Here is a 25,204-nt window from a genome sequence, read left to right on the forward strand (position 1 = left end):
ACCACCCACAAGACCCTGGGCGGCCCGCGCGGCGGCATCATCCTGGCCCGCAGCAAGGAGTTCGCCAAGAAGCTGAACTCCTCGGTCTTCCCCGGTTTCCAGGGCGGCCCGCTGGAGCACGTGATCGCAGCCAAGGCGGTCTCGTTCAAGGTCGCGGCGTCCGAGGAGTTCAAGGAGCGCCAGCGCCGCACCATCGAGGGCGCCCGCATCCTGGCCGAGCGGCTGACCGCGCCGGACGCGCGGGAGGCCGGGGTGAACGTGCTGTCCGGGGGCACGGACGTGCATCTGATCCTGGTCGACCTGCGCGCCTCCGAGCTGGACGGGCAGCAGGCCGAGGACCGCCTCCACGAGGTCGGCATCACGGTCAACCGCAACGCCGTCCCGGACGACCCGCGCCCGCCGATGGTCACCTCCGGGCTGCGTATCGGCACCCCGGCCCTGGCCACGCGCGGCTTCACGGCCGAGGACTTCACCGAGGTCGCCGACGTGATCGCCGATTCGCTGAAGCCGGTCTACGACGTCGACGCGCTCAAGGCCCGGGTCAAGGCACTCGCCGACAAGCACCCGCTCTACCCCGGCCTGTGACGGACCACCTCCCGCAGGGGCGTGCCGTCACCGCTCGGCACGCCCCGCCCTTCCCACGGAGTACGGCGTGGCAATCAGCGTCTTCGACCTGTTCTCGATCGGCATCGGCCCCTCCAGTTCGCACACCGTGGGCCCGATGCGGGCCGCCGGGATGTTCGTCACCCGGCTGAAGCAGGACGGCATGCTCGCTCGGACCACCGCCGTACGGGCCGAGTTGTTCGGCTCCCTCGGCGCCACCGGCCATGGCCATGGCACCCCCAAGGCGGTCCTGCTCGGCCTGGAGGGCAACGAGCCGCACACCGTCGACGTCGCCCGTGCCGACCTCGATGTCGAGCGGATCCGGGCCACCGGGCGCATCCGCCTGCTCGGCGCCGAGATCGGCCCGGCCCACGAGATCGACTTCGACGTCTCGACCCAACTCGTCCTGCACCGCAGGCGTTCGTTGCCGTACCACGCCAACGGCATGGTCCTGTTCGCGTACGACGCCGACGGTGTGCCCCTGTCGGAGAGGACCTACTACTCCGTCGGCGGCGGCTTCGTGGTCGACGAGGACGCGGTCGGGGCGGACCGCGTCAAGCTCGACGAGACGGTGCTGCCCCACCCGTTCCGCACCGGCGACGAACTGCTGCGGCTCTCCCGGGAGTCCGGCCTGTCGATCTCCGCGCTGATGCTGGAGAACGAACGGGCCTGGCGCACCGAGAAGGAGATCCGCGAAGGCCTGTTGGAGATCTGGCGGGTCATGGAGGCTTGTGTGGCACGGGGTCTGGGCCGCGAGGGCATTCTCCCGGGCGGCCTGAAGGTCCGTCGGCGTGCGGCCGCGGCGGCACGGGCCCTGCGTAGTGAGGGCGATGTGACGGGCCGCGCGATGGAGTGGGTGACCCTCTACGCGATGGCCGTGAACGAGGAGAACGCCGCCGGCGGCCGCGTGGTCACCGCCCCCACGAACGGCGCGGCGGGCATCATCCCGGCGGTCCTGCGCTACTACATCAACTTCGTGCCGGGCGCCGACGAGGACGGAGTCGTCCGCTTCCTGCTCGCCGCGGGCGCGATCGGCATGCTCTTCAAGGAGAACGCCTCCATCTCCGGCGCCGAGGTCGGCTGCCAGGGCGAGGTCGGCGCCGCCTGCTCGATGGCGGCCGGCGGGCTCGCCGAAGTCCTGGGCGGCAGCCCCGCACAGGTCGAGAACGCCGCGGAGATCGGCATGGAACACAACCTCGGCCTCACCTGCGACCCGGTCGGCGGCCTCGTCCAGATCCCCTGCATCGAACGCAACGGCATGGCCGCGGTGAAGGCCGTCACCGCCGCCCGCATGGCCATGCGCGGCGACGGCCGGCACCACGTCTCCCTCGACAAGGTCATCAAGACCATGAAGGAGACAGGAGCCGACATGAAGGTCAAGTACAAGGAGACGGCGCGGGGCGGGTTGGCGGTCAACGTCATCGAGTGCTGAGGGGCGGGCACGTCGAGCGACGGACGGCCGACGCTCCGGGCGCCGAGCGGAGCGACGTCCACGTACAGGGCCGGACTCCGGACACGCCTACAGATCCGCCGGGCGGGTAAACCCGTATGCGCGCTCGACCTTGGCCACGTGGAGCGCGAACGAGGCATACCAGTGCTCGCGTCCGTGCTCACGGGCCAGGGCGTGCTCCGCGTGATCCCGCCAAGCGGCGATCGAGTCCTCGTCCCTCCAGTACGACACCGTGATCCCCAGGCCGTCCGCACCGCGAGCGGAATCGACACCGAGGAATCCCGGCTGGTCGGCAGCCAGTTTCATCATCCGCTCGTCTCTCTCCGCATAGCCGTTGTCGCCGGCGGTCCGCACGGCGGTGAACACCGCGGCGTAGTAGGGCGGGGCGGGCAGCGACGCGGGCGCGGGATCGGTCAAGGTGGTCCTCCTACGGACGGCACCGGCAGCATCGCCTCGAACGATCCCGCGCCCCCGCCTGAACCCACAACCCTGCCATCCGGTCACCGCCCCCTGACGGGTTCCAGGGGCCGGGCGTCAGTCGGTGAATCCGTCGCGCACGTTGTCGAAGACCGGGCGGTACTCGTCCCACTTGGCCTCCGGGGCCGACAGGTAGATGTCGTACTCCCGGCCGCCCGGGGAGCGACCCGCCGACCGAGGACCTCGTCCTCGGCCAGCCACACCGTGCCCATGCCGCCGCTGCCGACGTGCTCGACGAGTCGATATCGCCCGGCGACCAGCCGTCCCTCGTCCGCCACAGCCCCGTCCTCCGCCTGCTCTGCCCCCTTCGTGACACTTCGCCCTGCACAGTAGCCGACCTTTCTGGGAGAGACGGAGGCCCCTCCGGGTGTGCGTTACTGCACGTCAGGGGCTTAGTGTCATAGTTTGGTGCATGGCTCACGTATATCGCGTACGGTGCGGCGCCCCGAGTCAGCCTCCGAGCACGGGCAGGGCGAGACCGCAGCGCACGGGCTTCGCGCGAGCGGGGTCGAGGGCGTTGCTCACGAGTTGCGCGGCGTTGGAGTCGTACGCGAGTGACAGATGGTCGGAGCGGTCCTTCTGGCAGATCTCCTGGATCAGGACGTTCCGCACCCTCGCGCCGGGCCCCGCGGTCAGGAAGCTGTTGTGGTACGGGGTGGCGAACTCGTCGTACCGGGTCGCGATGACGGTGTAGTGGACGCCGGGCTGGGTGTCCCCGTCCTTGTCGAGCGTCCTGTTCATCTCGGAGCCGACCATCTGGTCCGACCAGGCCTGGCCCACGACGGCGGACACGGCCGGGTTGAGACCGAGCCGGGTCGTGAGGGTGCCGATGCCGGACACGTTCCCGCCGTGGTTGGACGGAGCCAGGGCGACGAGGTGGCGCACCTTGTTCCGCTTCGGATGCTCGGGGTTCGTGCCGCCCTCGAAACGCAGATACCAACGGGGCGTCGGACCGCCGCCCTGGGAGTGCCCGACGATGTCGACCTGGCGGGCACCGGTGGCCTTCAGGACGCGGTCGACATAGCGCGCGACCTGCCGGGCCGAATCCCGGATGGGGCCGGTGGCCTGGAACGGACTGCCGGGAGGCCCGCCGTAGTTGGGGGCGAAGACGCAGTAGCCCTCCCGCTTCAGCCAGGGCGACAGCATGCTCCAGTTGATGAAGGCGTTCGCCGCGGACCCGTGCAGCAGTACGACCGGACGCGGGTGCTTGCGTGTGGGACGGCAACCCCAGTCGTCGGCGCCGGCCGGAGGCGCCTCGGGATGGAGGAGGCCCCCGGCCACCGCCGCGGTGATGTCGAGAATCCGGCCCACCGGACCGGGCGGCGCCGGGGTGTCGGATGCCGCCGCCTCGCCCTGCGCACCGACGGTCAGCGACAGGGCGAGGCCCGCGCAGACCGCGGCCCATCTGGCGCGCCGCCGGTTCGACCGGCTCCGGGAAACCATCCGATGCGACATCGGGCCACTCCTCGTCTCGTAGCCGGCCGAGCGCCGACGCGAAGATGATCGAGGAGTGGATCCACCCGGTGCTCAACAGCCGCTCGCGGCACCTCATATGGAGCAGGCCGCTTTCATCCGTCCAGCCCACGGAAATATCGAGCGGATTTCGCACGCGCGCCGAGTGCCGGGCCGGCCCTCTCTGCTCAGCCGGCCGGTGCCCCCAGCCGCACCGCACGGATCTCCGGAGCGCCCCGCCCCTCGATACCCCGCGCGAGCAGGGTCAGGCCCGGCCAGCCCGGAGGCACCCAGAGCGCGTCGGGATCCCCGCCCGAGAATTCGGGCCGGTCGCCGATCCAGACGCGGCCCACGCACTCCCCGCCGGCCCACCCGGTCACCCGTACCTGTGTGGCCTCCAGCCGGACCAGGTAACCGTCCGGGGAGGGCGGAAGGTCGACGTCGAGCCACGCCTCCTCGCCCGGTTCCAGCGCCAGCGGGAGCCGTACCTCCTCCGTACGCCCGGACCGCGCGGCGAACGCCGTCAGCAGCTCGTCGTTCTGCGCCGCGCACGACCAGTCCCGTACGGCCTCCAGCGCGAGCAGTTCGGCGCGCAGACCGGGGCCGCTGGGGTGGTGCGGAAGCGTGACCGAGACCTGGTGGGCGCCCGCGGGCAGCAGTACCCAGGGGTTCTCGGTGTGGACGGTCTCCGGTTCGCCGCCGTCCACGCGCACCCGCAACGGTTCGACGACACCGCGCAGATGCAGCGCCGACGGGGTGGGGGAGTGGAGCCCGCGGGTGTAGGTGACCGGCTCCGCGACGCGCGTGCTGCTCCAGTTGCCGAGCACCCGGGTGGGCGCGGGGTTCCCGGCCCAGTGCCCGTGCACGGTCCACAGCGCCGACACGTCCGTCGTCCCCAGCACCTTCCACAGGGTCCCGAGGCCGCGCAGGGCGCCCATGCGCAGTGCGGGCAGTCGGGCGTCGTCGAAGTTGGCGTGGCCCCAGATCTCCACCACGGCCTCGATCGCGACGCTGCCCGTCACGTCACCGACGTCGATGCGCCGGGCCGCCCCGAACCCGGCTATCGGCGGGTGCGTCCGCCCCGCGACGGACAGGTCGACGATGTCCGCCGCACCGGTGAGCAGCAGCTCGCCCACGCCGGTCAGATCCGTGGTGGTGCGGTAGGCGCCCCGCCCCCGGTACACCCCGAGCGACTCCAGCGTCGGCGGCAGGGTGTGCAGCCCGGCCGGCTCCTCGGGCGGCGCGTCGCACCGCCGCCGCACCTCGCGCACCGCGGTCGGCGCGGACTCGGCGGGCCGGCGCGGGGCGTCGGTCACCGGCACCGTGCCGTCGGCGTCGACCGATCGGAGCCGCGCGGCCTGCGCGGACGGAAGGACGACGAGCGTCACGCCCGCCACGGTCCTGCGTTTGGACACCGGGATCTCGGTGCGCGTCCCGTCCAGCAGGACGGTGACCGGGACGTCGGAGGAGAACACCAGCACCCCGTCCGCCGCCGAGACGAGATCCGCCGAGGCGAGCGTCAGGGTCGCGTCGATGCCCCACGGCCGCAGCGGTACGTCGACCGCCATCAAGGGGCACGATCCCGGCGCGACCGCGACGGGCACGCCCCTGACGACCGCCGTGCCGGGGTCCGCCCCGAGATGCGGTACGGCCACCAGCCGGCCGCCCTCGGGAAAGTCGAGCGCGGCGGAAACCGAGCTCGTCGGGAAGTCGCACGTCGGTTGCTCATCCGCCAACCCCGGTTCGGCCAGGGCCAGTTGGGCACCCCAGGTGTCGACGACCCGTGCGAGCACCTGCGCCTCGGCATACTCCGGCCGCTCCGTACCGGTCGACGTGACGTAACCGCCGAAGTCGTAGCCGTGGCTCATGAAGTTGCCGGGCCGCCCCCAGTTGCCGGTGGACGGGGTGTAGCCGAAGTTCCAGCCGGACGACTGGAGATACGGCGCGATCAGCTTGGCGCCGCTCGCCAGGAGCCGCCGCAGCGTGCGGTGGCGCCTGTTCGTCTCGGTGATCAGCAGCGGCACCCCGCGCTCCGCGACCAGGCCGGAGTAGCGGCGTACCTCGGCCTCGATGTCGGGGGAGTCGTCGTCCGGGTAGAAGTTGCAGGCCGGTACGACCCCGTCCACGTCCCCGGTGGCGCCCGCGAGGTCGCCCTGGCCGGAGCAGGCGATCAACGGGACGGTGATGCCGTGCCCGAGCGCCGACTCCCGCAGGGCGCTCACATAGCCCGTCCGGTCCGCGCAGTCGAAGAAGTCGAGCTCGTTCTCCAACTGCACCATGACGACCGGGCCGTTCGCCGGGTACTGCCGCTCGGCCAGCAGAGGCAGCACCTGGTCGAACCAGGCGCCGACCCGCTCCAGATACCGGGGCTCGTTCTGACGGACCCTCAACTCCGGGTCGAGGCCCAGCCAGGCGGGAAGCGCGCCGCCGTCCCATTCGGAGCAGATGTACGGGCCCGGCCGTGCGATGACATACAGGCCCGCCTCCTGCGCGAGGTCCAGGAAGGCCGCCACGTCCCGCCTGCCCTCGAAGGAGAAGCGGCCGGGCGCCAACTCGTGGAAGTTCCACGGCAGATAGACGTCGACGCAGGTGTACCCCGACGCCCGTACCTGCCGCAGGCGGTCGCGCCACTGCTCCCGGGGCAGCCGGAAGTAGAACAGCGAGGCACACAACAGGGTGCGCGGGCGGCCGTCGATCCACACGCCCCGGCCGTCGAGGCGGACGGCTTCGATGGTCTCCGTACGGTTCACTTCACTCCCGCGCTTCCGCCGCTGATGTCCATTTCATAGAGGTACTTCTGGCCGAGGTAGTAGACGACGATCATCGGCACCGCGAGCAGGATCGAACCGACCATGACCAGGTTCCAGGGCGGCGCCTGCATCGCCTGCGAGGTGCTGGTGATGTACTGCACGCCCAGAGCCAGCGGCATCTTCGACTCGTCGTTCAGATAGATCAGGGGACCCATGAAGTCGCCCCAGGTGTGGGTGAGCGTGAAGATGCCGATGGCGATCAGCACCGGCCTGAGCATCGGGAACATGATCCGCCGGTAGATGCCGAAGAAGCCCAGGCCGTCCACCATCGCCGCCTCGTCGAGCTGGCTGGGCAGCCGGGAGACGAACTGGCGGACCAGGAAGATGTTGAAGGCGTTGGAGAAGAAGTTCGGCACGATCAGCGGCAGGAAGGTGTTCACCCAGCCCAGGTCCCGGAACAGGATGAACTGGGGGATCATCGTGATCTGCGTCGGGATCATCATCGTCGCGAGCACGACGAGGAACATCGTGCTCTTGCCCGGAGCCCGCAGCCGGGCGAACGCGTAGCCGACGAGGCCGCTGGAGAGCACCTGCCCGGCGACCGAGAACAGCGAGATGATCACCGAGTTGATCAGGAAGGTGCCCATCGGCAGCTCGGTGGAAAACACCCGGGAGAAGTTCTCCCAGTGGAACTCGCGCGGGATGATCGTGAACGTGTTGGCGTTCACGGTGGCGTCGCTGGACAGCGCGATCGACCCGACGAACACCAGCGGCGTCGACAGGATCGCCGCCACGATGATCAGCGTTCCGTAGGTGAACGGGGTCGCGCGGAACGCCCGTACGGCAGAGGTCTCCCGCCGCTTTCGGCGCTCGCGCACCGGTGTCGCCAGGGTGGCCATCACTTCACCTCGGTTTCGTAGAACACCCAGCGCCGGGTGGTGCGGAAGGCGATCACCGTGAACACGAGGATCACGGCGAACAGCAGCCATGAGATCGCCGACGCGTACCCCATGTGGTAGAAGCCGAAGGCCTGGTCGAACAGGAGCGGCACCATCGTCTGGGCCGAGTCGTACGCTCCGCGGTTGCTCTTCGGGGTCAGGATGTACACCTGCGCGAACACCTGGAACGCGTTGATCAGCCCCATGATCAGGTTGAAGAAGATGATCGGCGTCAGATGCGGCAGCGTGATGCTCCAGAACTGCCGTACCGAGCCGGCCCCGTCGACCTCGGCGGCCTCGTACAGCTCGCGCGGGATGCCCTTCATCGCGGCGAGCAGCAGCACCGTCGCCGCGCCCGCACCCCACGCCGACATCAGGATCAGTGCGGGCTTCACCCAGGGGCCGTCGATCAGCCACGCCGGGCCCGAGACGCCGAAGACGCCGAGGAAGTCGTTGACCGGGCCGGACGGCGCGAGCACCATCTTGAAGATCATCGCCGTGGCGACCAGCGGGACCAGCGTCGGCAGATAGATCAGGGTGCGGAACAGCTTGCGGGCCCGCACCTGCTTGTTGAGCAGGTTCGCCAGCCACAGACCGAGCACCAGACCGAGCGGGACCGAGATCGCGGCGTAGTAGAAGGTGTTCGACAGTGCCTTCCAGAACGCGGGATCGTCGGTCAGGAGCGTGACGTAGTTCTGGAAGCCGACCCACTTGGGCGGGGTGAAGGAGTCCCAGTCGGTGAGCGAGTAGTAGATGGAAGCGATCATCGGGCCGAGCAGGAAGACCAGGAAGCCGATCACCCACGGCGAGACGAACAGATAGAAGGAGAGCGCCTCACGGCGTCGCCGCTTGGAAAGCTTCGGCCTCTTCGCAGACGCGGCCTTCTTCGCGACCGTCGGTGCGGTCGGCGGGGTCGGGGCCGTCGTGGTCGCCATCGCCCGTCATCCCGCGGACTTGATGAGGGACTCCAGGTTCTTCTGGAGCGCGGTGAGCACCTTCTTGGCGCTGCGCTCCTTGCCGAGCCAGAAGTCGGCGAGCCCGCTCTCGATGGCCGCCTGCATCTCGTTCCACTCGGGTATGAACGGCGCCCGGAAGACGAACTCGCTCGACTCGGCGAACACACCCATGTCCACCTGGGTCTTCATCCACGAGGGCTTGAGGAACGCGTCGCTCTTCTGCACCTCCAGGTTGGCCGGTACGTCCTCGCCGGAGGAGATGATCACCTGCTGCGCCTCGGGCGAGGTGAGGAAGTCGATCGCCTTGAACGCGTTGTCGGCCTGCTTGGAGCTGCGCGAGACGGCCAGGCCGCTGCCGAACGCCGACACCGCCTGCTTCTTTCCCCGCCACAGCGGCGCGATGTCCCAGGCGAACTTCGTCTCCGTCAGGCCCGCGATCGCCCAGAACCCGGTGGCGTTGACGGCGACCTTCTGGTTGGCGAACGCCTGGTCGCCGCCGATGTCGGCGCCCATGTCGGCGTAGTCCTTCGCGCTGGGCACGACCTTGTGCTTGAAGACCAGGTCGCCGGCCCACTGGAGGGCCTCGATCGCCTCGTCGCTGTCCACCGCCGGCCTGCCGCTGTCGTCGATGATGGCGCCGCCGTTCTGGTACACGAAGCTCCACCACTGCGGCCACCAGCCGGCGCCGCCGTATCCCCACTGCTTGCCCGGGACGGTGAGCTCCTTGAACGCGTCCAGCGCGTCGTCCCAGGTCCACTCGGCGCTGGGCGCCTTGATGCCCTTCTGCTCGAACAGCTCCTTGTTGTAGTAGACGATCATCGCGCCGGAGCGGTCCGGGATCGCGTAGAGCTCGTCCTCGTAGGTGTAGATGGAGCCGACCGAGCCGAACCGCTGCCCGGCGTCGAGCCCGGCCTTCTTCGCGAGGTCGTCCAGGGGCAGCAACTGGTTCTTGCTGGAGTACGTGTTGACGCTCTCGGCGACCTGCATGATGTCCGGCCCGTTGCCGCCGGCGATCATCGTCTGGACCTTCTGCGGGTACGAGTCGCTAGGGATGAGCTGGAGCTTGACCTTCAGCTCCGGGTACTTCTTCACCAGCAGGTCGATGCGGGCCTGGTACGCCTTGCGGTCGGCGTCACCGCCCCACACCGTCATCACGAGCGGGCCGGCGGCGGAACCGCTGCTGGAGGAACCGCATGCGGTGAGGGTCACGACACCGGCCGCGATCCCGAGACCGAGGAAACCGCGGCGGGACACCTGAAGCCTGTCAACTGGCATGGCACTACCCCTCGTTGAACTGCGCGAACGTGCAGGGATCAGTTCTCGGCAACCCGGGCCCGGCTTCGAGTGACGGTTAAAATAACCCTCGTTAAATCGAGCTACAAGCCCTTGTTTCGTATCGGTTTCAACCTGCACGACTCGCGCACGCCCCAAGAGCCGGGCCCGCAGGGAGATTTCCTGGGCGAAGCCGGGAACTCACCGGGGTCCGCGACCGACTTCTGTGGAGAAGCGGCTCTGCCCGCGCTCGTCCGCAGTCACCATGTCGTCGGTACAAGGGAGTCGTACGTGTCCCGCTCCACTCTGATCCGCAGTCTGCGCCGCACCGGCGTGCTCACCTCGGTCGCCCTCGCGCTGGCCGTCGCCACCGCCGGGCCGGCTGCGGCCCACACGGAAGTGGAGGCCGAGGGCGCGCGTGCCCTCGACCAGAACGTCGAGCTGACCTTCGCCGCCGAGTCGGAGTCGGGCTCGGCCGGGATCAGCAAGCTGGAGGTGATCCTGCCGGACGGGATCGTCCCGCAGGACATCACCTACGAAAAGGGCCCCAAGGGCTGGAAGCTGGCCCCCACCGGCCGGGGTTACACGGTGTCCGGGCCGAAGCTGGCCGTCGGCGAGAACCTCGAGTACGTGGTGACCGTAAGGCAGTTGCCGGACGCGAAGGAGGTCCTCTTCAAGACCCTCCAGACCTACAGCGACGGCAAGGTCGACCGCTGGATCGAGCTGGAGGAGGAGACCGAGGGGGACGGCCACGGTCACCCCGCGCCCCGGCTCGCGCTGAAGGCGGCGGCGCCCGGCGCCAAGCCGGTGAGCCCCACCCCAACTCAGGAACCGACGACCGCGGCCCCGTCGTCGGCCGCGGCTTCGGACAAGCCCGCCGCCCAGGGCTCGTCGGCGAAGCCGGCGGCGGACGACGCGAAGGACGACGACGGCATGTCCGTCGCCGTGCCCGTGGGCATCGCCGCGGCTCTCGTGCTGCTCGGCGGCGGCGCGTGGTGGCTGCGCAGGCGCCGGGGCGGGGCCGCCTGACGACGCCGCCGGTCCGGGCGTGTCGTTGACGGGCGATCAGCGACAAGCCCGGCATCCGGGGACGGCGGACGTCAGTGCGCGATCGTCTCCACGCACACCGGCTCGCCGCTGCCCGGTGCGACCACGCCCCGCTCCTCCTGCGCCACCTCAGATCACCCCCAGGTCGAGCATGGTGTCCGCCACCTTCACGAACCCCGCGATGTTGGCGCCGACGACGTAGTTGCCCGGCGCCCCGTACTCCTCGGCCGTCTCGCGGCAGGTGGTGTGGATGCCGGCCATGATGGCCGCGAGCCGTCGGTCGGTGTCCTCGAACGTCCACGCGTCGCGGCTCGCGTTCTGCCGCATCTCCAGCGCCGAGGTGGCGACCCCTCCGGCGTTGGCCGCCTTGCCGGGGCCGAAGGCGACGCCCGCCTCCTGGAGCAGCCGTACCGCCTTCGGGGTGGTGGGCATGTTGGCGCCCTCGGCCACGGCCGTCACCCCCGCGGCCAGCAGGGTCCGTGCCGCGTTCTCGTCCAGTTCGTTCTGGGTGGCGCACGGCAGCGCGACCGAGCACGGTACGTCCCAGACGGAACCGCCCTCGACGTACCGGGCCCGGCTCATCGTCCGGGCGTACTCCTTGATCCGGCCGCGCCGCACCTCCTTGATCTCCTTGACCAGTTCGACCTCGATGCCGGCCTCGTCGACCACATAGCCGGCGGAGTCCGACAGCGCGACGACCTTCGCGCCGAGCTGGTGCGCCTTCTGGGCGGCGTACATGGCGACGTTGCCCGACCCGGATATGACGATCCGCCGGCCGTCGAGGTCCTGACCGCGTTCGGCGAGCATCTCGGAGACGAAATAGACGGTGCCGTATCCGGTGGCCTCGGTCCGTACGTGGGAGCCGCCCCAGTTCAGGCCCTTGCCGGTGAGAACTCCGGACTCGTACCGGTTGGTGATGCGCTTGTACTGGCCGAAGAGGAAGCCGATCTCGCGGGCCCCGACGCCGATGTCGCCCGCCGGGACGTCCGTGTGCTCGCCGAGATGGCGGTGGAGCTCGGTCATGAACGACTGGCAGAACCGCATGATCTCGCCGTCCGAGCGGCCCTTGGGGTCGAAGTCGGCGCCTCCCTTGCCGCCGCCGATCGGCAGACCGGTCAGCGCGTTCTTGAAGATCTGCTCGAAACCGAGGAACTTGACGATGCCGAGGTTCACGGACGGATGGAAACGCAGCCCGCCCTTGTACGGCCCGAGCGCGGAGTTGAACTCCACGCGAAAGCCCCGGTTGACCCTGACCTTGCCGCCGTCGTCGACCCACGGCACGCGGAACAGCAACTGCCGCTCCGGCTCGCACAGCCGCTCCAGGATGTGGTGCCCTGCGTACCCGGGGTGGCGGGCGAGCACGGGCTCCAGGGACTCCAGCACCTCGCGCGCGGCCTGGTGGAACTCGGACTGTGCGGGGTCCCTGGCCTGGACGGCTGCGTAGACCTCGGCGGTCAGGCGCAGGTCAGCGGGCGGGGTGTACAGGACGGTCATGGACGTACCTCCGTTGTACGGCGTGGCACGGGGAGGTACGGAAGATCGCGGGGCGGGTACTCAGCGGACCGCCGTCCTGGGACGGCAGCCTCTGATTTTGGCAGGCTCTTGACAAACTTGGCGGTGCCCCACAGCATGCAAGAGATCTGCGGAAGCCTGCAATTCACTTTGTTCAAGGCGTAATTTTTCCGCACTGCGCATCGAAGGCCACAGGGCTCGGCGGTTCCTTCGCCGTGCCCCGCACGGATACACCCGGCAAGCGCGGCCGGCGCGCGCCTTGCCTGACACCCGCATCGTCAGGAAGGACAACCCCCCATGCTTTCGCGCCCTCGCGCGGGGCTGAGAACGCTCACCGCGCTCGCGCTCCTCCTGTCCGCCGCCGTCACCGCGGCCCCCGCGGCCGGCCCGGCCTCCGCCGCCCCGGCGGACCTTCCCCCCGCCGACTATCAACAGGTCCAACTGGCCACCGGCACTGCCGAGTTGGGCGAGCCGATGTCCCTGGCCGTACTGCCCGACCGCTCGGTCCTGCACACCGCCCGCGACGGCACGATCCGCCTCACCGACGCCGTCGGCAACACCAAACAGGCCGGCAAACTCGACGTCTACACACACGACGAAGAGGGCCTCCAGGGCATCGCCGTCGACCCCGCCTTCACCGCCAACCGGTACGTCTACGTCTACTACTCCCCGAAGCTGAACACCCCGGCCGGCGACGCGCCCGTCACCGGCAGCGCCGCCGACTTCGAGCGCTGGAAAGGGCACCTCAACCTGTCGCGGTTCACGCTGCGCAGCGACGGCACCCTGGACCCGGCGAGCGAGAAGGTCGTCCTGGAGGTGCCCAACGACCGCGGCCAGTGCTGCCACGTGGGCGGCGACATGGACTTCGACGCGGCCGGGAACCTGTATCTGACCACCGGTGACGACACCAACCCGTTCGACTCCTCCGGCTACGCGCCGATCGACGAACGCACCGACCGCAACCCGCAGTTCGACGCCCAGCGCAGCTCCGGCAACACCAACGACCTGCGCGGCAAGGTCCTGCGGATCAAGCCGACCGCGGCCGGCGGGTACACCGTCCCCTCGGGCAACCTCTTCGCACCGGGCACAGCGGGCACCCGGCCCGAGATCTACGCGATGGGCTTCCGCAACCCGTTCCGGATGTCCGTGGACCGCCCCACCGGCACGGTCTATCTCGGCGACTACGGCCCCGACGCCGGTGGCACCGACGCGAACCGCGGACCGGGCGGCCAGGTCGAGTTCGACCGCATCACCGCGCCCGGCAACTACGGCTGGCCGTACTGCACCGGCACCAACACCACGAGTGAGACGTACAACGAGTTCACCTTCCCCAGCGGCCCCTCCGGAGCGAAGTACGACTGCGCCGGCGGCCCCGCCAACAACTCCTTCCGCAACACCGGGCAGGCCAAGCTGCCGCCCGCGAAGCCGAGTTGGATCAAGTACGGCCTCGACGGCTCACCGCCCGAGTTCGGCGGCGGCTCGGAGTCGCCGATGGGCGGCGAGGTCTACCGCTACGATCCCGACTCGACGTCCACGGTGAAGTTCCCGCAGTCCCTCGACGGCCGCTACTTCGCCGCCGAGTACGGACGCCGCTGGATCAAGGCCGTCGAGGTCAGGAGCGACGGCTCCTACGGCACGATCGAGGCCGTCCCCTGGAGCGGCACCCAGGTGATGGACACCGACTTCGGACCCGACGGCGCGCTGTACGTCCTTGACTACGGCACCGGCAGCAACAACCAGGCCCTGTACCGCATCGAGTACATCGCGGGCAGCAACCGCAACCCCGTCGCCCGGGCGTCCGCCGACCGCACCTCCGGAGCTCTGCCGCTCACCGTGCGGTTCTCCTCCCAGGGCAGCTCCGACCCCGAGGGCGGGGCACTGACCTACTCCTGGAACTTCGGCGACGGCACCACGTCGACCGAGGCCAACCCCAGCCACACGTACACCACGGCCGGCACTTACCGGCCCACCCTCACGGTCCGCGACCCGCAGGGCCTGACCGGCACCGCGAGCCTGGTGGTCACCGCGGGCAACACCGCGCCGACGGTGACCCTGCAACAGCCCCCGGACGGGCAGCCGTTCGCCTTCGGCGACACCGTGCCGTTCAGGGTGCAGGTCAGCGACCCCGAGGACGGCACCGTCGACTGCTCCCAGGTGAAGGTCACCTATCTCCTCGGCCATGACAGCCACACCCACGCCATCACCTCCACCAACGGCTGCGAGGGCAACCTCACCGTGCCCGCCGACGGCGAACACGACAGCGCCGCCAACCTCTACGGAGTCTTCGACGCCGAGTACACCGACGCCGGCGGCCTGACCACGCACTCCGTGCGCACCCTGCAACCACGGCACCGGCAGGGCGAGCACTTCGGCGCCCAGTCCGGCATCCAGATCGCGAACCACGCCACCGCCGAGGGCGGCAGAACGGTCGGCTTCACGGACGACGGCGACTGGATCTCGTTCAAGCCCTATGTCCTCGCGGGCGCCACGAAACTCACCGCCCGGGTGGCATCCGGCGGAGCGGGCGGCACCCTCCAGGTGCGTGCCGGTTCCGCCACGGGCACGCTGCTCGGTACCGCGACCGTGCCGGTGACCGGCGGCTGGGACACCTTCACCGATGTCACCGCGGGCCTCTCCGGCGCGCCCGCCGGCACCACCGAGCTGTTCCTGGTGTTCCGCGGCCCGACCGGGCAGGGCAACCTCTTCGACCTCGACGCCTTCACCCTCGGCTCCGGCTCGGCCACGACCACGCCGTGGGAGGCGGAGTCGTACAGCTCCGCCTCGGGCGTCCAGTCCGCGGCGCACGGCTCCGCGAGCGGCGGGCTGACGCTGGGCTACATCGACAATGGCGACTGGGCGGGCTACGCCTCCGTCTCCACCGCGGGCGCGACCTCCGTGTCCGCCCGCGTCTCCTCCGCAGGGGCCGGCGGCACGCTCCAGTTCCGCTCCGGCTCGCAGACCGGGCCGCTGCTCGGCTCGGTGACCGTGCCGGTGACCGGAAGCTGGGACACCTTCACCACCGTCAGCACCACGCTCAACGGCGCCGGAACGGGCCCGCTCTTCCTCACTTTCACCGGCGGCACCGGAAGCCTCTTCGACGTCGACACCTTCACGCTCGCCTCCTCGGCACGAAAGGGGCGATGACCATGACCACCCTGATGCGGCGACTGCGCCGCGGCACGACGGCCCTGGCCCTGGCCGTGCTCGGCGCCCTGCTCACCCCGGCCGGGACGGCGCACGCGGCCTCCTTCGAGGTCCTCGTCTTCTCCAAGACGGCTGGGTTCCGGCACGACGCGATCCCGGCCGGCATCGACGCCCTGCGCACCCTCGGCGCACAGAACGACTTCTCCGTCACCGCCACCGAGGACGCCGGCGCCTTCACGGCCGCGGGCCTCGCCGGTTACGAGGCCGTTGTGTTCCTCAACACCACGGGCGACGTCCTCAACGCCGCCCAGCAGAGCGCCCTTCAGTCCTACGTCGACTCCGGCGGCGGCTACCTGGGCGTGCACGCCGCCGCCGACACCGAGTACGACTGGCCGTACTACGGGCAGTTGGTCGGCGCGTGGTTCCAGAGCCATCCCGCGATCCAGCAGGCCACGATCCGCACCGAGGACCGCACCCACCCGGCCACCACCCACCTCGGCGCGACCTGGACCCGCACCGACGAGTGGTACAACTACCGCGCCAACCCCCGTCCCCGCGTCCACGTCCTCCAGACCCTGGACGAAAGCACCTACAGCGGCGGCTCGATGGGCGCCGACCACCCCATCACCTGGTGCCACGGCCAAGGGCAGGGCCGCTCCTTCTACACCGGGCTGGGCCACACCGTCGAGTCCTACGCCGACCCGGCCTTCCGCTCCCTGCTGCTCGGCGGCGTGCGCTACGCGGCCGGGCAGGCGGCGGCCAATTGCTCCGCCCCGGCCGGCACCGGCCAGGTCGAGGCCGAGGCGTACACCTCCGGCTCCGGCGTGCAGGTCGCCGCGCACGCCCCGGCCAGCGGCGGACAGACCCTGGGCTACATCGACAACGGTGACTGGGCGGGCTACGCCTCCGTCTCCACCTCGGGAGCCAGGACGTTCACGGCGAAGGTGTCCTCGGCGGGAACGGGCGGCACCATCGAGATCCGCTCCGGCTCGGCCACCGGCACCCTGCTCGGCACCGTGGCGGGGCCGGTGACCGGCGGCTGGGAGACGTTCACGACCGTCACGACGTCCCTGACCGGCTCCGCCTCCGGGCCGCTGTTCCTGAGGTTCACCGGCGGCGGGGGAGCCCTGTTCGACATCGACACCTTCAGCCTCGGCTCCGCACCCACGGCCGACGCCCTGTCCGACGACGTGCACCTCTTCTACTACCCCTGGTACGGCAGCACGGCCGTCAACGGTGGCTGGCGGCACTGGCAGCAGGCCGGCCGCACCCCACCCGCCGGCCACGGCTACCGGACCTACGACGGCGCCTACGGGCAGACGGGGGAGGCGGCTCGGACGGCGTACCTGGACCGCACCGCGTACTGGGTGAACCGATTCCAGGAGGCATCGAGAGACTGAGACCCGGCGTCACCAGCTATCCCCGAGGAGGTGCCCGGCCGGAGCCGTCCGGCCGGGCACCTGCTCTCCCCGGATTGCGAGGCGGGCGCGGATACGGCCGACACCGGTGCGTGCCCGCGCACGGCAACCGCGCCCGCGGGGAATGATGACCCTCATGTCGAGCATCGTCGTACTGGGCGCCGCGCTCGGTGGCCTTCAGACAGCCCTGCTGCTGGCCGCGGACGGGCATCGGGTGACCGTGCTGGAGCGCGACGCGCATCCGGCGCCGCCGGATCCGGACGAGGCGTGGTCGCGCTGGCACCGCCCCGGCATCCCGCAGCTCCGCCTCACCCATCTCCCGCTGGCCGGCTGGCTCAGATCGGCCGAAGCGCATCTGCCGGGCCTGGTCGAGCGGATGACGGCGGCCGGGGCCGTCCGGTTGAACGTTCTGGCCCCCGAACCCGGGCTGCGCGGTGACGTGCGGCCCGCGGACGCGCGCTTCGACACGCTGGCCGCACGCAGAAGTCTGCTCGAACACGTCGCCACGCGCGCCGCTGAGGCGGTGGGCGTGCGCATCGTACGGGGCGTCGTCTGCCGGGGGTTGCGCGCCGGCGACCCGGACGACGGGGGCGCCCGCGGCCGGCGCGTACCGCACGTCACAGGAGTGGAGACCAGCACCGGCACCTTGCCGGCCGACCTGGTCGTCGACTGCACCGGCCGCCGCTCGGCGCTTGCCACCTGGCTGCGGGACATCGGCGTGCCGGGTCCGGTGGAGGAGGCGGGCAGGCGTGGCTTCACGTACTACTGCCGCTACTTCCGGTCGGCCGACGGCGCCGTCCCGGCCAGTACGTTCCCGCTGATCGCCGAGCACGGATCCCTCGGCCTCCTGCGCATCCCGGCCGACCACGGCACCTACTCGCTCGGCCTCATCAGCCGCAGCGACGACCACGAACTGCGCCGACTGCTGCGCCACGAAGGCCCGTGGTGCGCCGCCGTGCGCCTCTTCCCGGGCGCGGACGTCTGGCTCGGCGGCCGGCCCATCACCGACGGCGTACAGATCATGGCCGGTCTGACGGACCGCAAGCGGACCCTGTACGACGACGAACGCCCCCGGGTCACCGGGGTGGTCGCCGTCGGCGACGCGTGGGCGCTCACCGTGCCGACCATCGGACGGGGACTGGCGATGAGTCTGGAGCACAGCTTGACGTTGCGTGACGTCCTGCGGCAGACGGGCACCACCGAACGCCTCGATCCGGTCGCCGAGTTCGGCCGGGCCACGCGGGAAGGACTCGGCGGCGTATACCTGCGAAGCACGTCCTACACCCGGCACCGCCTGGCCGAGATGGACGCGCACGCGGCCGGTCGCCGCTACCGGCACCCCGACTGGGACCGGGCGAGGGCGCTGGCGCTGCTGACACAACGCGAGCCGGACGCGCTGCGCGCGGAGCGGGCCGCCGCCCACCTCCTGCCCGGCGCCGCAGCCGAACTGCGCGCTCCCGCCCTGGTCGAGGCGGTGGACCGGCTCATGCCCGAGCTCGAGCACCGCATGCCACCGGGCCCCACACGGACCCACCTGCTCGAAGCCGTCGCCGCCGGGTGAACCGGCCCCTCGCCCCCGCTCAGCGCAGCGGGGTGGTCTCCAGCAGCTCGCGTGCCCGCTCCCGTGCGGGCCGGGCGGTGTGGTCGGCGACGCGCCGGAACGTCTCCTGCGCGGGGCCGGCCGGCCACTGAGGGGGCAGGTGCCGGGCCGGCAGCCTGGGGTCCGTGCGGATCGTCCAGAGCCACTCGCTGACCAGTCGCAGCCGGGTGCCGATCGGGTCGTCGCCGGCTCCGGCGTCGAGATGGGCGGTCCAGCGCTTGTCGAAGAGGACGTAACGGGCGGCGATCCTCTCCAGGTCCCAGGTGTCGCGGATCATCAGCTCGATGTCGGTGGCCCCGTCCGCCTGCGCGTGGAAGATCTTGACGTGGGCGGCCAGGCCGAGGTCTTCGACGACGTCGGAGACATCGATGTTCCCGGGCGCGATCCACAGCCCGCTGTACAGCGCGCCGAATCCGGACCAGGTGAGCCGGGAACGCAGGTCGTGGCGCTGGCGCTTCCAGGAGTCCGGCAGGGAGAAGCCGAGCAGGGTCCAGGAGCCGTCCCAGTCGTCGTTGACCGCGCCCTGCTGCCAGATGCGGGTACGGCCGTCCTCCAAGACGCGCGTCGCCTGCGGGGTCAGCCCGAAGAACATCTTGCGGCCCTCGCGCCGCCGTTGCAGCAGGCCCCGGTTGACCATCCGGGTCAGGGTGGAGCGCACGGCCTGCTCGCCGACGCCGACCCGGCCGAGCACGTCGATGATGCTGCCGGAGTAGACGCCCACGTCGCCCTCCTCCAGGACGTGGTTGCCGAAGAAGGCGAGCATGAGCGACTGCGGGCGCGGCTGCGGGCCCTCCGAGATGTCCTGACCGTCCAGGATGTCGTCGTCCTCCACGCTGGCAAGGGTACGGCCGCCCGCCGAGGGCGCGACGGGCGGCCGTACGGCTTCATCGGCCGTCGTCCGGGTGGGCGAGGTCGTACGGGCGCAGGTACGGGGTGGGCCGGTACGGCACATAGCGGGTGGGTGTGGTCGGGTCGGCCTGCGTGGCACGGGAGTTGAGGGAGGCCGCGTCGGTGCCCTCCCACCTGCCCCGGGTGAGGCGGTCCTCCAGGGCGTGCAGGGCGGCGAGCTGCTCGGCGGGGCTGAAGGTGCAGTGGCCGGCGTTGTCGGTGTACGCCTGCCGCAGTCGGGACGTCGAGCCGGCCGCGGTGACGGCCCGCTTCAGGGCGCTCTCCGTCTGCACGGGGACGAGGGCGTCGCCGACGGTGTGGACGGACAGCTCCGGCTTGGCCAGCTCGCCCGTGAAGGAGCTCGTGCGGGACATCCAGGCGACGGCCTTCGGATCGGCGCCGATGCGCGGGGCGCGGTTCAGGGTGGCGAGGTCGGCCCTGAGGGACAGCCCGGCTTTCTCGTACAGCTCGGCGACCTCCTTGCGCACGGAGGACGCGCCGAGGAGCTTCGCGTAGTCGACGCCGGTGTTCCAGGACATGTTGCCGCCCGCGCGGGCCTCGGACTCCTGGCGCCAGTTGAAGGCGGCGATCTTCACCAGGCCCTTGACGGCCTCGTACTGGTTGGCCTGCTGGGTGTCCCAGTCGGTCGCTGCGGGCCGGGTCTGCGTCGGCTGGTTCCACACGGGGATGTTGTGCAGGGCGGCGGCCAGGGCGATGCGGGCCCGCCCCTTCGCCGTCGTCTGCGCCGAGTCGACCACGGCCGTAAGGGCATCGGCCGCGGTGTCGGCGGCCGACTGGCTGCCGATGTTCACCAGCGGCACGTCGGAGTCCGGTGCGAGGAGCGTCTTGAGGGCGAAGACGGGGTCGAGGGTGTTGTTCCAGTTGGCGACGCCGCCGTGGACCAGGCCGCACAGCGAGAGCGAGCCGTCGATGCGCTCCGGGTGGCGTTCGGCGATGGCGGTGGTGACCAGACCGCCGTACGACCGCCCCCAGGCGATGGTGCGGGAGGCCGCGCCGAAGCGTTCGGTGAAGGCGGTGAGGGTGGCGAGCTGGTCCGGAACCGCGTCCGTCACCGCCCAGCCGGTGGTGGCGTAGGAGGAGCCTACGAGGGCGTAGCCCCGCTTCAGGAGCAGGGCCTTCGTGGCGTCGTCCGGGGCGTCCTGGGCGGGGTTGGCCGGGCCGGGGGTGTAGCCGTGGCTGAACAGCAGGACGGTGCCGTTCCACTGGGCGGGGACGTCCATCAGGTACGTGGCGCCCGAGGGGAGCCGGCCGTCCACGTGGGTCGTCTCTCCGGTGGCGGCGGCCGCCGAGGTGGGCAGGGCGGTGACGGCGAGCAGGAGGGCCGCCGCGAAGGTGGTGCGGGTGCCGGTCGTCATGCGGTGATCTCCTCCGAGCGGGAGGCGGTGGGGAGTTCGGGGGCGGCGCCGGACAGGGACGTACGGTTGGTCTCGCGCACGAACCAGACGGTCACCGCGGTGATGAGGGAGCCGCCGCACACCAGCAGCGCCACGGGGGTGCCGTCGCCGCTGCCGGCGACCAGGCTGCCGGCGATCATGGGGGAGAAGCCGGCGCCGATGAGGGTGGCGCCCTGGTAGCCGAGGGAGGCGCCGGTGTAGCGCACCCGCGTGCCGAACATCTCGGTGAGCAGGGCGCCCAGCGGGCCGTACATCGTGGACTGGGCGATGCCGTGGCCGATGACGACGGCGAGGATCAGCGCGCCCGGCGACTCGGAGTCGATCAGCGCGAGGACGGGGAATGCGGTGGCCGCCGAGAGGACGGCTCCGGCGAGGACGACCGGGCGGCGGCCCACGCGGTCGGAGAGCGCGGAGGCGCAGGGCAGTACGACCAGGGCGACGGCGGCGGAGACCGTAAGCGCGGTGAGTACCTGCGGGCGGGCGTAGCCGATGCCGGTGGCGTACGCGATGAGGTAACTGGTCAGCAGGGACTGGGCGGTGAAGGCGCCGATGCCGACGCAGCAGGCCAGCAGCAGGGGGCGGGGACGCCGCAGGACGTCGAGGATCGGCAGCCGGGCCTCGGTACTGTCCTTCTTCACCTTGGCGAACAGCGGGCTCTCGACCACCTTCAGCCGGACGAACAGGCCCACGCCCAGAAGCACCACGCTCAGCAGGAACGGCACGCGCCAGCCCCAGGCCGTGAACTGGTCCCTGGGCATGGCGACCACGAAGGTGACGACGAGCGAGGACAGCAGGGAGCCGAGCGGTGCTCCCATCTGCGTGAAGCTGGACCACAGTCCGCGGCGCCGCTCTCCGGCGTGCTCGACGACCATCAGGGTGGCGCCGCCCCACTCACCGCCGATGGCGATGCCCTGGAGGACGCGCAGGGCGATCAGCAGGACCGGCGCCCAGATGCCGATCGTGTCGTACGTCGGCAGCAGGCCGATGAGGAAACTGGCGCCGCCCATCAGGCCCATGGTGAGCAGCAGCATCGACTTGCGGCCGAGCCGGTCGCCGAAGTGCCCGAAGACGATGCCGCCGAGCGGGCGGGCGACATAGCCGGCGGCGAAGGTGCCGAACGCGGCGATGGTGCCGACGGCGGGATCGGCGCCGGGGAAGAACAGCTCGCCGAAGACCAGCGCGGCGACGGTGCCGTAGACGAGGAAGTCGTAGAACTCCACGGCCGTACCGAGCAACCCGGACAGCGCGACTCTGCGGAGCTGTCGGGTTCGCTCGGGGTGCGTGGACGGCGACGGTGATGCGATGGGGGACGAAGGCATCGCGGTCTCCCTTGACCGGGGGAAGGACACCGCGAAACTAGGCGCTCTCATGACCGTCGTCAATAAAATGCACAACATTGACAGGGGCGGGACAGGCGGCGCGCCGCTCGCCCGGTCCTCCGCCGCTCACACGAGCTGGAGCGCGACGGACGGCTTACCAACGTGGAGCTGGCCCAGCGGGTCGGGCTGACCACCGGGCCGAGTCTGCGCCGGGTGCAGCGGCTGGAGGCCGACGGTGCCATCCGGGGCTACCGCGCCGTGATCGACCCGGCGTCGGTGGCCCACTCCTTCGAGGTCCTGATCGACCTCTCCCTCGAAGCGCAGGACGCTCAGACCGTCGAGCTCTTCGAGGAGACCCTGGCGCAGGCCGAGGAAGTACTGGAGCTGCGAAGGATGGTCGGCAGCCCCGACTACTTCGTGCGGGTGGCCGTCGCCGACCTGCCCGCGTACGAGGCGTTCCTCAGTCGGCGGGTCATGACGATCCCCCGGATCAAGAACGTCACCTCGCACTTCACGATGAAGACCGTCAAGCCGGCGCCGTAGGAGAGCGGGACCGGCTGGGCCGTGACGGGGGTGTCAGGCGATCCCGCGCTGATCGAAAACGGTTCCGTGCAGGGGAGTTCGGGATCCGGGGGGCAACAGGGCAGTCACCGGTGGGGGGCCGAGGGCGCGCCGGCGCCGGTCACCGCTGTCCGAAGTGGCGCAGGAGCGCGGTCACCGCGGGGTGCGGTTCTCCGCTTGGGTGGACGACGCGGACCGTCCAGGTGGGTGCGTGTGCCGCGAAGGGCCGCACCGGGAGTTCGGGGAACCGGGCGGCGAGCGACGGCGGCATCACGCACACGCCGAGGCCGTGCCGGACCAGGTCGGCCGCGGCCAGGAGGTCGTTCACCTCGAAGGTGACGGTGCGGTCGACGGACGCCTCGCGAAAGGCCCGGTCGACGGCGTGCCGCACCGCCCAACCCGGGGAGAAGTCAACCAGCGGCAGACCGGCGGCCTCGGCCAGGGTCACCGGACCCGCGGGCGGTCGTACGTCCTTCGTAGGCGCGGTCACCAGGACCATCTCCTCCCGCGACAGCAGCCGGCTCTCCAGACCGCGCGGCAACGGCGTGTCGAGGGCGGCCACCGCAAGATCGACCCTGCCCTCGCGCAGCGCCCGCGGGAGGTCCTCGGCCGGCGCCTGCCGCAGCCGTACCACCACACCCGGATGCTCCCGGTGGAACGCCGCCAGAGCGGTGGGCAGGCCGGCGTGCAGACCCTGCATCACGCCGATGGTGATCTCCCCGTGCAGCTCGCCCTGCGCGAGATCGACCGCGGTCCTGGCCTCCTCGGCGGCCCGCAGGGTGGCCCGGGCCGCCGGCACGAACGCCTGCCCCGCGGGGGTCAGCGACACCCGGTGCGTGGTGCGGTGGAACAGTGCCGTGCCCAGCTCCCGCTCCAGGGCACGGACGGTGCCGGAGACCGCGGACTGCACGACGTGCAGTCGGCGGGCCGCGGCGCTGAATCCGCCCTCCTCGGCCACCGCGACGACGACTTCCATCTGACGCAGATCCATGGCCCGCCCTCGCCCCTCTCGCGCCGGCTATCTCATCCGCAGATAACCATCATCTTGGATCATCTCCATCGAATGGGAAACAGCGAATCGACGCGGGTGTTGGCAACGACATGTCCACCTCTATGGATCGGAGCGCTCCGATGTCACTGACCACGACCCTTGAACCGCGTGCGGTCGCGACCGGGGCCCGCCGCTACGGTGCCGGGTTCTGGACGGTCGCCGCGGTGTTCGTGACGGCCATGGCGTTCTCCACCGTGCCCACCCCGCTCTACCCGCTGTACCAGGCCCACGACGGGTTCTCCACGTTCACGGTCACCGTCGTGTTCGCCGTGTACGCCGTCGGTGTGCTGACCAGCCTGCTGCTCGCCGGGCACGTCTCGGACTGGCTGGGCCGGAAGAAGGTCATGATCGCGGCGCTGGCGCTGGAACTGACGGCCGCCGCGCTGTTCCTCTCGGAGCCGTCCCTGGCGGTGCTGATAGTCGCCCGGCTGGTCACCGGCCTCGGCGTCGGCATGCTGACGGCCACCGCCACCGCGTATCTGCACGAACTCCACAGTGCCCACCGGCCCGATGCCTCCACGCGGCGGTTCGAGATCGTGTCGACCGTCGCCAACATCGGCGGCCTGGGCCTGGGCCCGATCGTCGCGGGAGTGCTCGCCCAGTACCTGACGGCGCCGCTCCTGCTGCCGTACGCCGTCTTCGTCGTCCTGCTGCTGGCCGGGACGGCAGCCGTCGCACTGACACCCGAGACCGTTCGCCGGCCCGAGGTACGGCCCGCCTACCGCCCCCAGCGGGTCGGGGCCGGCCGCGGGCATCTCGCGGCCGGGGCGGCCGGGTTCACGTCGATGGCCGTGTTCGGGCTGTTCACCTCGGTGGTACCCGGCTTCGTCGGCGGCACCCTGCACCACCCGTCGCGCGCGCTGGCCGGACTGGTCGTGTTCGCCGTGTTCGGCACCGCCGCGGTGGCTCAGACGGCGACCTGGCGGCTCGGCGCCCGCACACGCCGGTACGTCGGACTGCTCGCCCAGGCCGTCGGCATGGCCGTACTCGCGATCGGTGTGCGCCTCGCCAGCCTGCCCGTGTTTCTGCTCGCCGGGGTCGTCGCCGGTGCCGGTGCCGGGGTGCTGTTCAAGTCCGCCGTCGGCCACGTGGCCGGCGCGGCGGCCCCGGCCCAGCGCGGCGAGGCCCTCGCCGGACTGTTCTTCGTCTCCTACCTCGGTCTTGCCCTGCTGCCCGTCGGCCTCGGCGTCGCCAGCCGGTCGATGAGCCTGACCGACGCGACGACATGGTTCACGGTCGTCGTCCTCGCGCTGCTCGCCGCCGTCGCCGTGGGGACCCGCCACGACAGTGCGCGCGGTGCCCGTCAGACGTCGGTCTCGTGAGCGTCGGTGCTTCGGCCGGCAGGTCCGCA

At 71.0% G+C, this 25,204-nt stretch carries 20 protein-coding genes; 8 read left to right on the forward strand and 12 right to left on the reverse strand.

The genetic code is table 11. The features are described from left to right. The coding region (locus tag ACZ69Q_RS31475) for a PLP-dependent aminotransferase family protein (RefSeq protein WP_471048281.1) at positions 1-585 on the forward strand (585 nt) is incomplete at its 5' end. 67 nt (positions 586-652) lie between these two features. Then, complete coding sequence (locus ACZ69Q_RS31480; protein WP_471048284.1) at positions 653-2,035, forward strand: L-serine ammonia-lyase; 1,383 nt, start codon at positions 653-655, stop codon at positions 2,033-2,035. Between the two features lie 87 nt (positions 2,036-2,122). Here ACZ69Q_RS31480 and ACZ69Q_RS31485 read toward each other — a convergent pair whose 3' ends face one another. From ACZ69Q_RS31485 to ACZ69Q_RS31515, 7 genes are all read right to left on the reverse strand, one after another. After that, positions 2,123-2,470, reverse strand: coding sequence for an antibiotic biosynthesis monooxygenase family protein (locus ACZ69Q_RS31485; protein WP_471048286.1), 348 nt, complete (start codon positions 2,468-2,470; stop codon positions 2,123-2,125). Between the two features lie 117 nt (positions 2,471-2,587). Further along, positions 2,588-2,731, reverse strand: a complete 144-nt coding sequence (locus ACZ69Q_RS31490; protein ID WP_471048967.1) for a hypothetical protein — start codon at positions 2,729-2,731, stop codon at positions 2,588-2,590. A gap of 249 nt (positions 2,732-2,980) precedes the next feature. Then, positions 2,981-3,985: an esterase/lipase family protein gene (locus ACZ69Q_RS31495; protein ID WP_471048289.1), complete on the reverse strand. Its 1,005-nt coding sequence runs from the start codon at positions 3,983-3,985 to the stop codon at positions 2,981-2,983. Positions 3,986-4,170: 185 nt separating this feature from the next. After that, the gene (locus tag ACZ69Q_RS31500; protein ID WP_471048291.1) at positions 4,171-6,732 is read right to left on the reverse strand and encodes a beta-galactosidase; all 2,562 of its coding nucleotides are present in this window, start codon (positions 6,730-6,732) and stop codon (positions 4,171-4,173) included. Next, positions 6,729-7,631, reverse strand: a complete 903-nt coding sequence (locus ACZ69Q_RS31505) for a carbohydrate ABC transporter permease (protein ID WP_471048292.1) — start codon at positions 7,629-7,631, stop codon at positions 6,729-6,731. Before ACZ69Q_RS31505 ends, ACZ69Q_RS31500 begins: the two co-directional genes overlap by 4 nt. Further along, entirely contained in the window at positions 7,631-8,605 is a 975-nt protein-coding gene (locus tag ACZ69Q_RS31510; RefSeq protein ID WP_471048295.1) for a carbohydrate ABC transporter permease, read from the reverse strand. Before ACZ69Q_RS31510 ends, ACZ69Q_RS31505 begins: the two co-directional genes overlap by 1 nt. Positions 8,606-8,611: 6 nt before the next feature. Then, entirely contained in the window at positions 8,612-9,901 is a 1,290-nt protein-coding gene (locus ACZ69Q_RS31515) for an ABC transporter substrate-binding protein (RefSeq protein WP_471048297.1), read from the reverse strand. Between the two features lie 288 nt (positions 9,902-10,189). Here ACZ69Q_RS31515 and ACZ69Q_RS31520 point away from each other — a divergent pair, with 288 nt between their 5' ends. Then, on the forward strand, positions 10,190-10,927 hold the full coding sequence (locus ACZ69Q_RS31520) for a DUF1775 domain-containing protein (RefSeq protein ID WP_471048299.1): 738 nt from the start codon (positions 10,190-10,192) through the stop codon (positions 10,925-10,927). Between the two features lie 147 nt (positions 10,928-11,074). Here the strand turns inward: ACZ69Q_RS31520 and gdhA are convergent, their stop codons facing one another. Next, positions 11,075-12,439 (reverse strand): NADP-specific glutamate dehydrogenase, encoded by a 1,365-nt coding sequence (gdhA, locus tag ACZ69Q_RS31525; RefSeq protein WP_471048302.1) that lies wholly within the window; start codon positions 12,437-12,439, stop codon positions 11,075-11,077. 315 nt (positions 12,440-12,754) lie between these two features. Between gdhA and ACZ69Q_RS31530 the strand changes: the two genes are divergently transcribed. The 3 genes from ACZ69Q_RS31530 (at position 12,755) to ACZ69Q_RS31540 (ending at position 18,580) form a co-directional block, all read left to right on the forward strand. After that, positions 12,755-15,601: a carbohydrate-binding protein gene (locus tag ACZ69Q_RS31530; RefSeq protein WP_471048304.1), complete on the forward strand. Its 2,847-nt coding sequence runs from the start codon at positions 12,755-12,757 to the stop codon at positions 15,599-15,601. 14 nt (positions 15,602-15,615) lie between these two features. Next, positions 15,616-17,001, forward strand: coding sequence for a ThuA domain-containing protein (locus tag ACZ69Q_RS31535; RefSeq protein ID WP_471048928.1), 1,386 nt, complete (start codon positions 15,616-15,618; stop codon positions 16,999-17,001). A gap of 154 nt (positions 17,002-17,155) precedes the next feature. Continuing rightward, positions 17,156-18,580, forward strand: a complete 1,425-nt coding sequence (locus ACZ69Q_RS31540) for a hypothetical protein (RefSeq protein WP_471048306.1) — start codon at positions 17,156-17,158, stop codon at positions 18,578-18,580. Between the two features lie 19 nt (positions 18,581-18,599). Here ACZ69Q_RS31540 and ACZ69Q_RS31545 read toward each other — a convergent pair whose 3' ends face one another. From ACZ69Q_RS31545 to ACZ69Q_RS31555, 3 genes are read right to left on the reverse strand one after another with little or no spacing between them, the layout of a single operon-like run. Further along, complete coding sequence (locus ACZ69Q_RS31545) at positions 18,600-19,451, reverse strand: PaaX family transcriptional regulator (protein WP_471048309.1); 852 nt, start codon at positions 19,449-19,451, stop codon at positions 18,600-18,602. Positions 19,452-19,503: 52 nt separating this feature from the next. Further along, a complete protein-coding gene (locus ACZ69Q_RS31550; protein WP_471048311.1) occupies positions 19,504-20,883 on the reverse strand; it encodes an alpha/beta hydrolase family protein in 1,380 nt (459 codons plus the stop codon). Continuing rightward, positions 20,880-22,241: an MFS transporter gene (locus tag ACZ69Q_RS31555; RefSeq protein ID WP_471048313.1), complete on the reverse strand. Its 1,362-nt coding sequence runs from the start codon at positions 22,239-22,241 to the stop codon at positions 20,880-20,882. Before ACZ69Q_RS31555 ends, ACZ69Q_RS31550 begins: the two co-directional genes overlap by 4 nt. A gap of 135 nt (positions 22,242-22,376) precedes the next feature. Here ACZ69Q_RS31555 and ACZ69Q_RS31560 point away from each other — a divergent pair, with 135 nt between their 5' ends. Beyond that, positions 22,377-22,784 (forward strand): Lrp/AsnC family transcriptional regulator, encoded by a 408-nt coding sequence (locus tag ACZ69Q_RS31560; protein WP_471048930.1) that lies wholly within the window; start codon positions 22,377-22,379, stop codon positions 22,782-22,784. 139 nt (positions 22,785-22,923) lie between these two features. Here ACZ69Q_RS31560 and ACZ69Q_RS31565 read toward each other — a convergent pair whose 3' ends face one another. After that, the gene (locus ACZ69Q_RS31565) at positions 22,924-23,793 is read right to left on the reverse strand and encodes a LysR family transcriptional regulator (RefSeq protein WP_471048316.1); all 870 of its coding nucleotides are present in this window, start codon (positions 23,791-23,793) and stop codon (positions 22,924-22,926) included. 140 nt (positions 23,794-23,933) lie between these two features. Here ACZ69Q_RS31565 and ACZ69Q_RS31570 point away from each other — a divergent pair, with 140 nt between their 5' ends. Next, positions 23,934-25,175: an MFS transporter gene (locus ACZ69Q_RS31570; protein ID WP_471048317.1), complete on the forward strand. Its 1,242-nt coding sequence runs from the start codon at positions 23,934-23,936 to the stop codon at positions 25,173-25,175. Positions 25,176-25,204 lie beyond the last annotated feature (29 nt).

This window comes from Streptomyces sp. NPDC036764, from assembly GCF_055609385.1.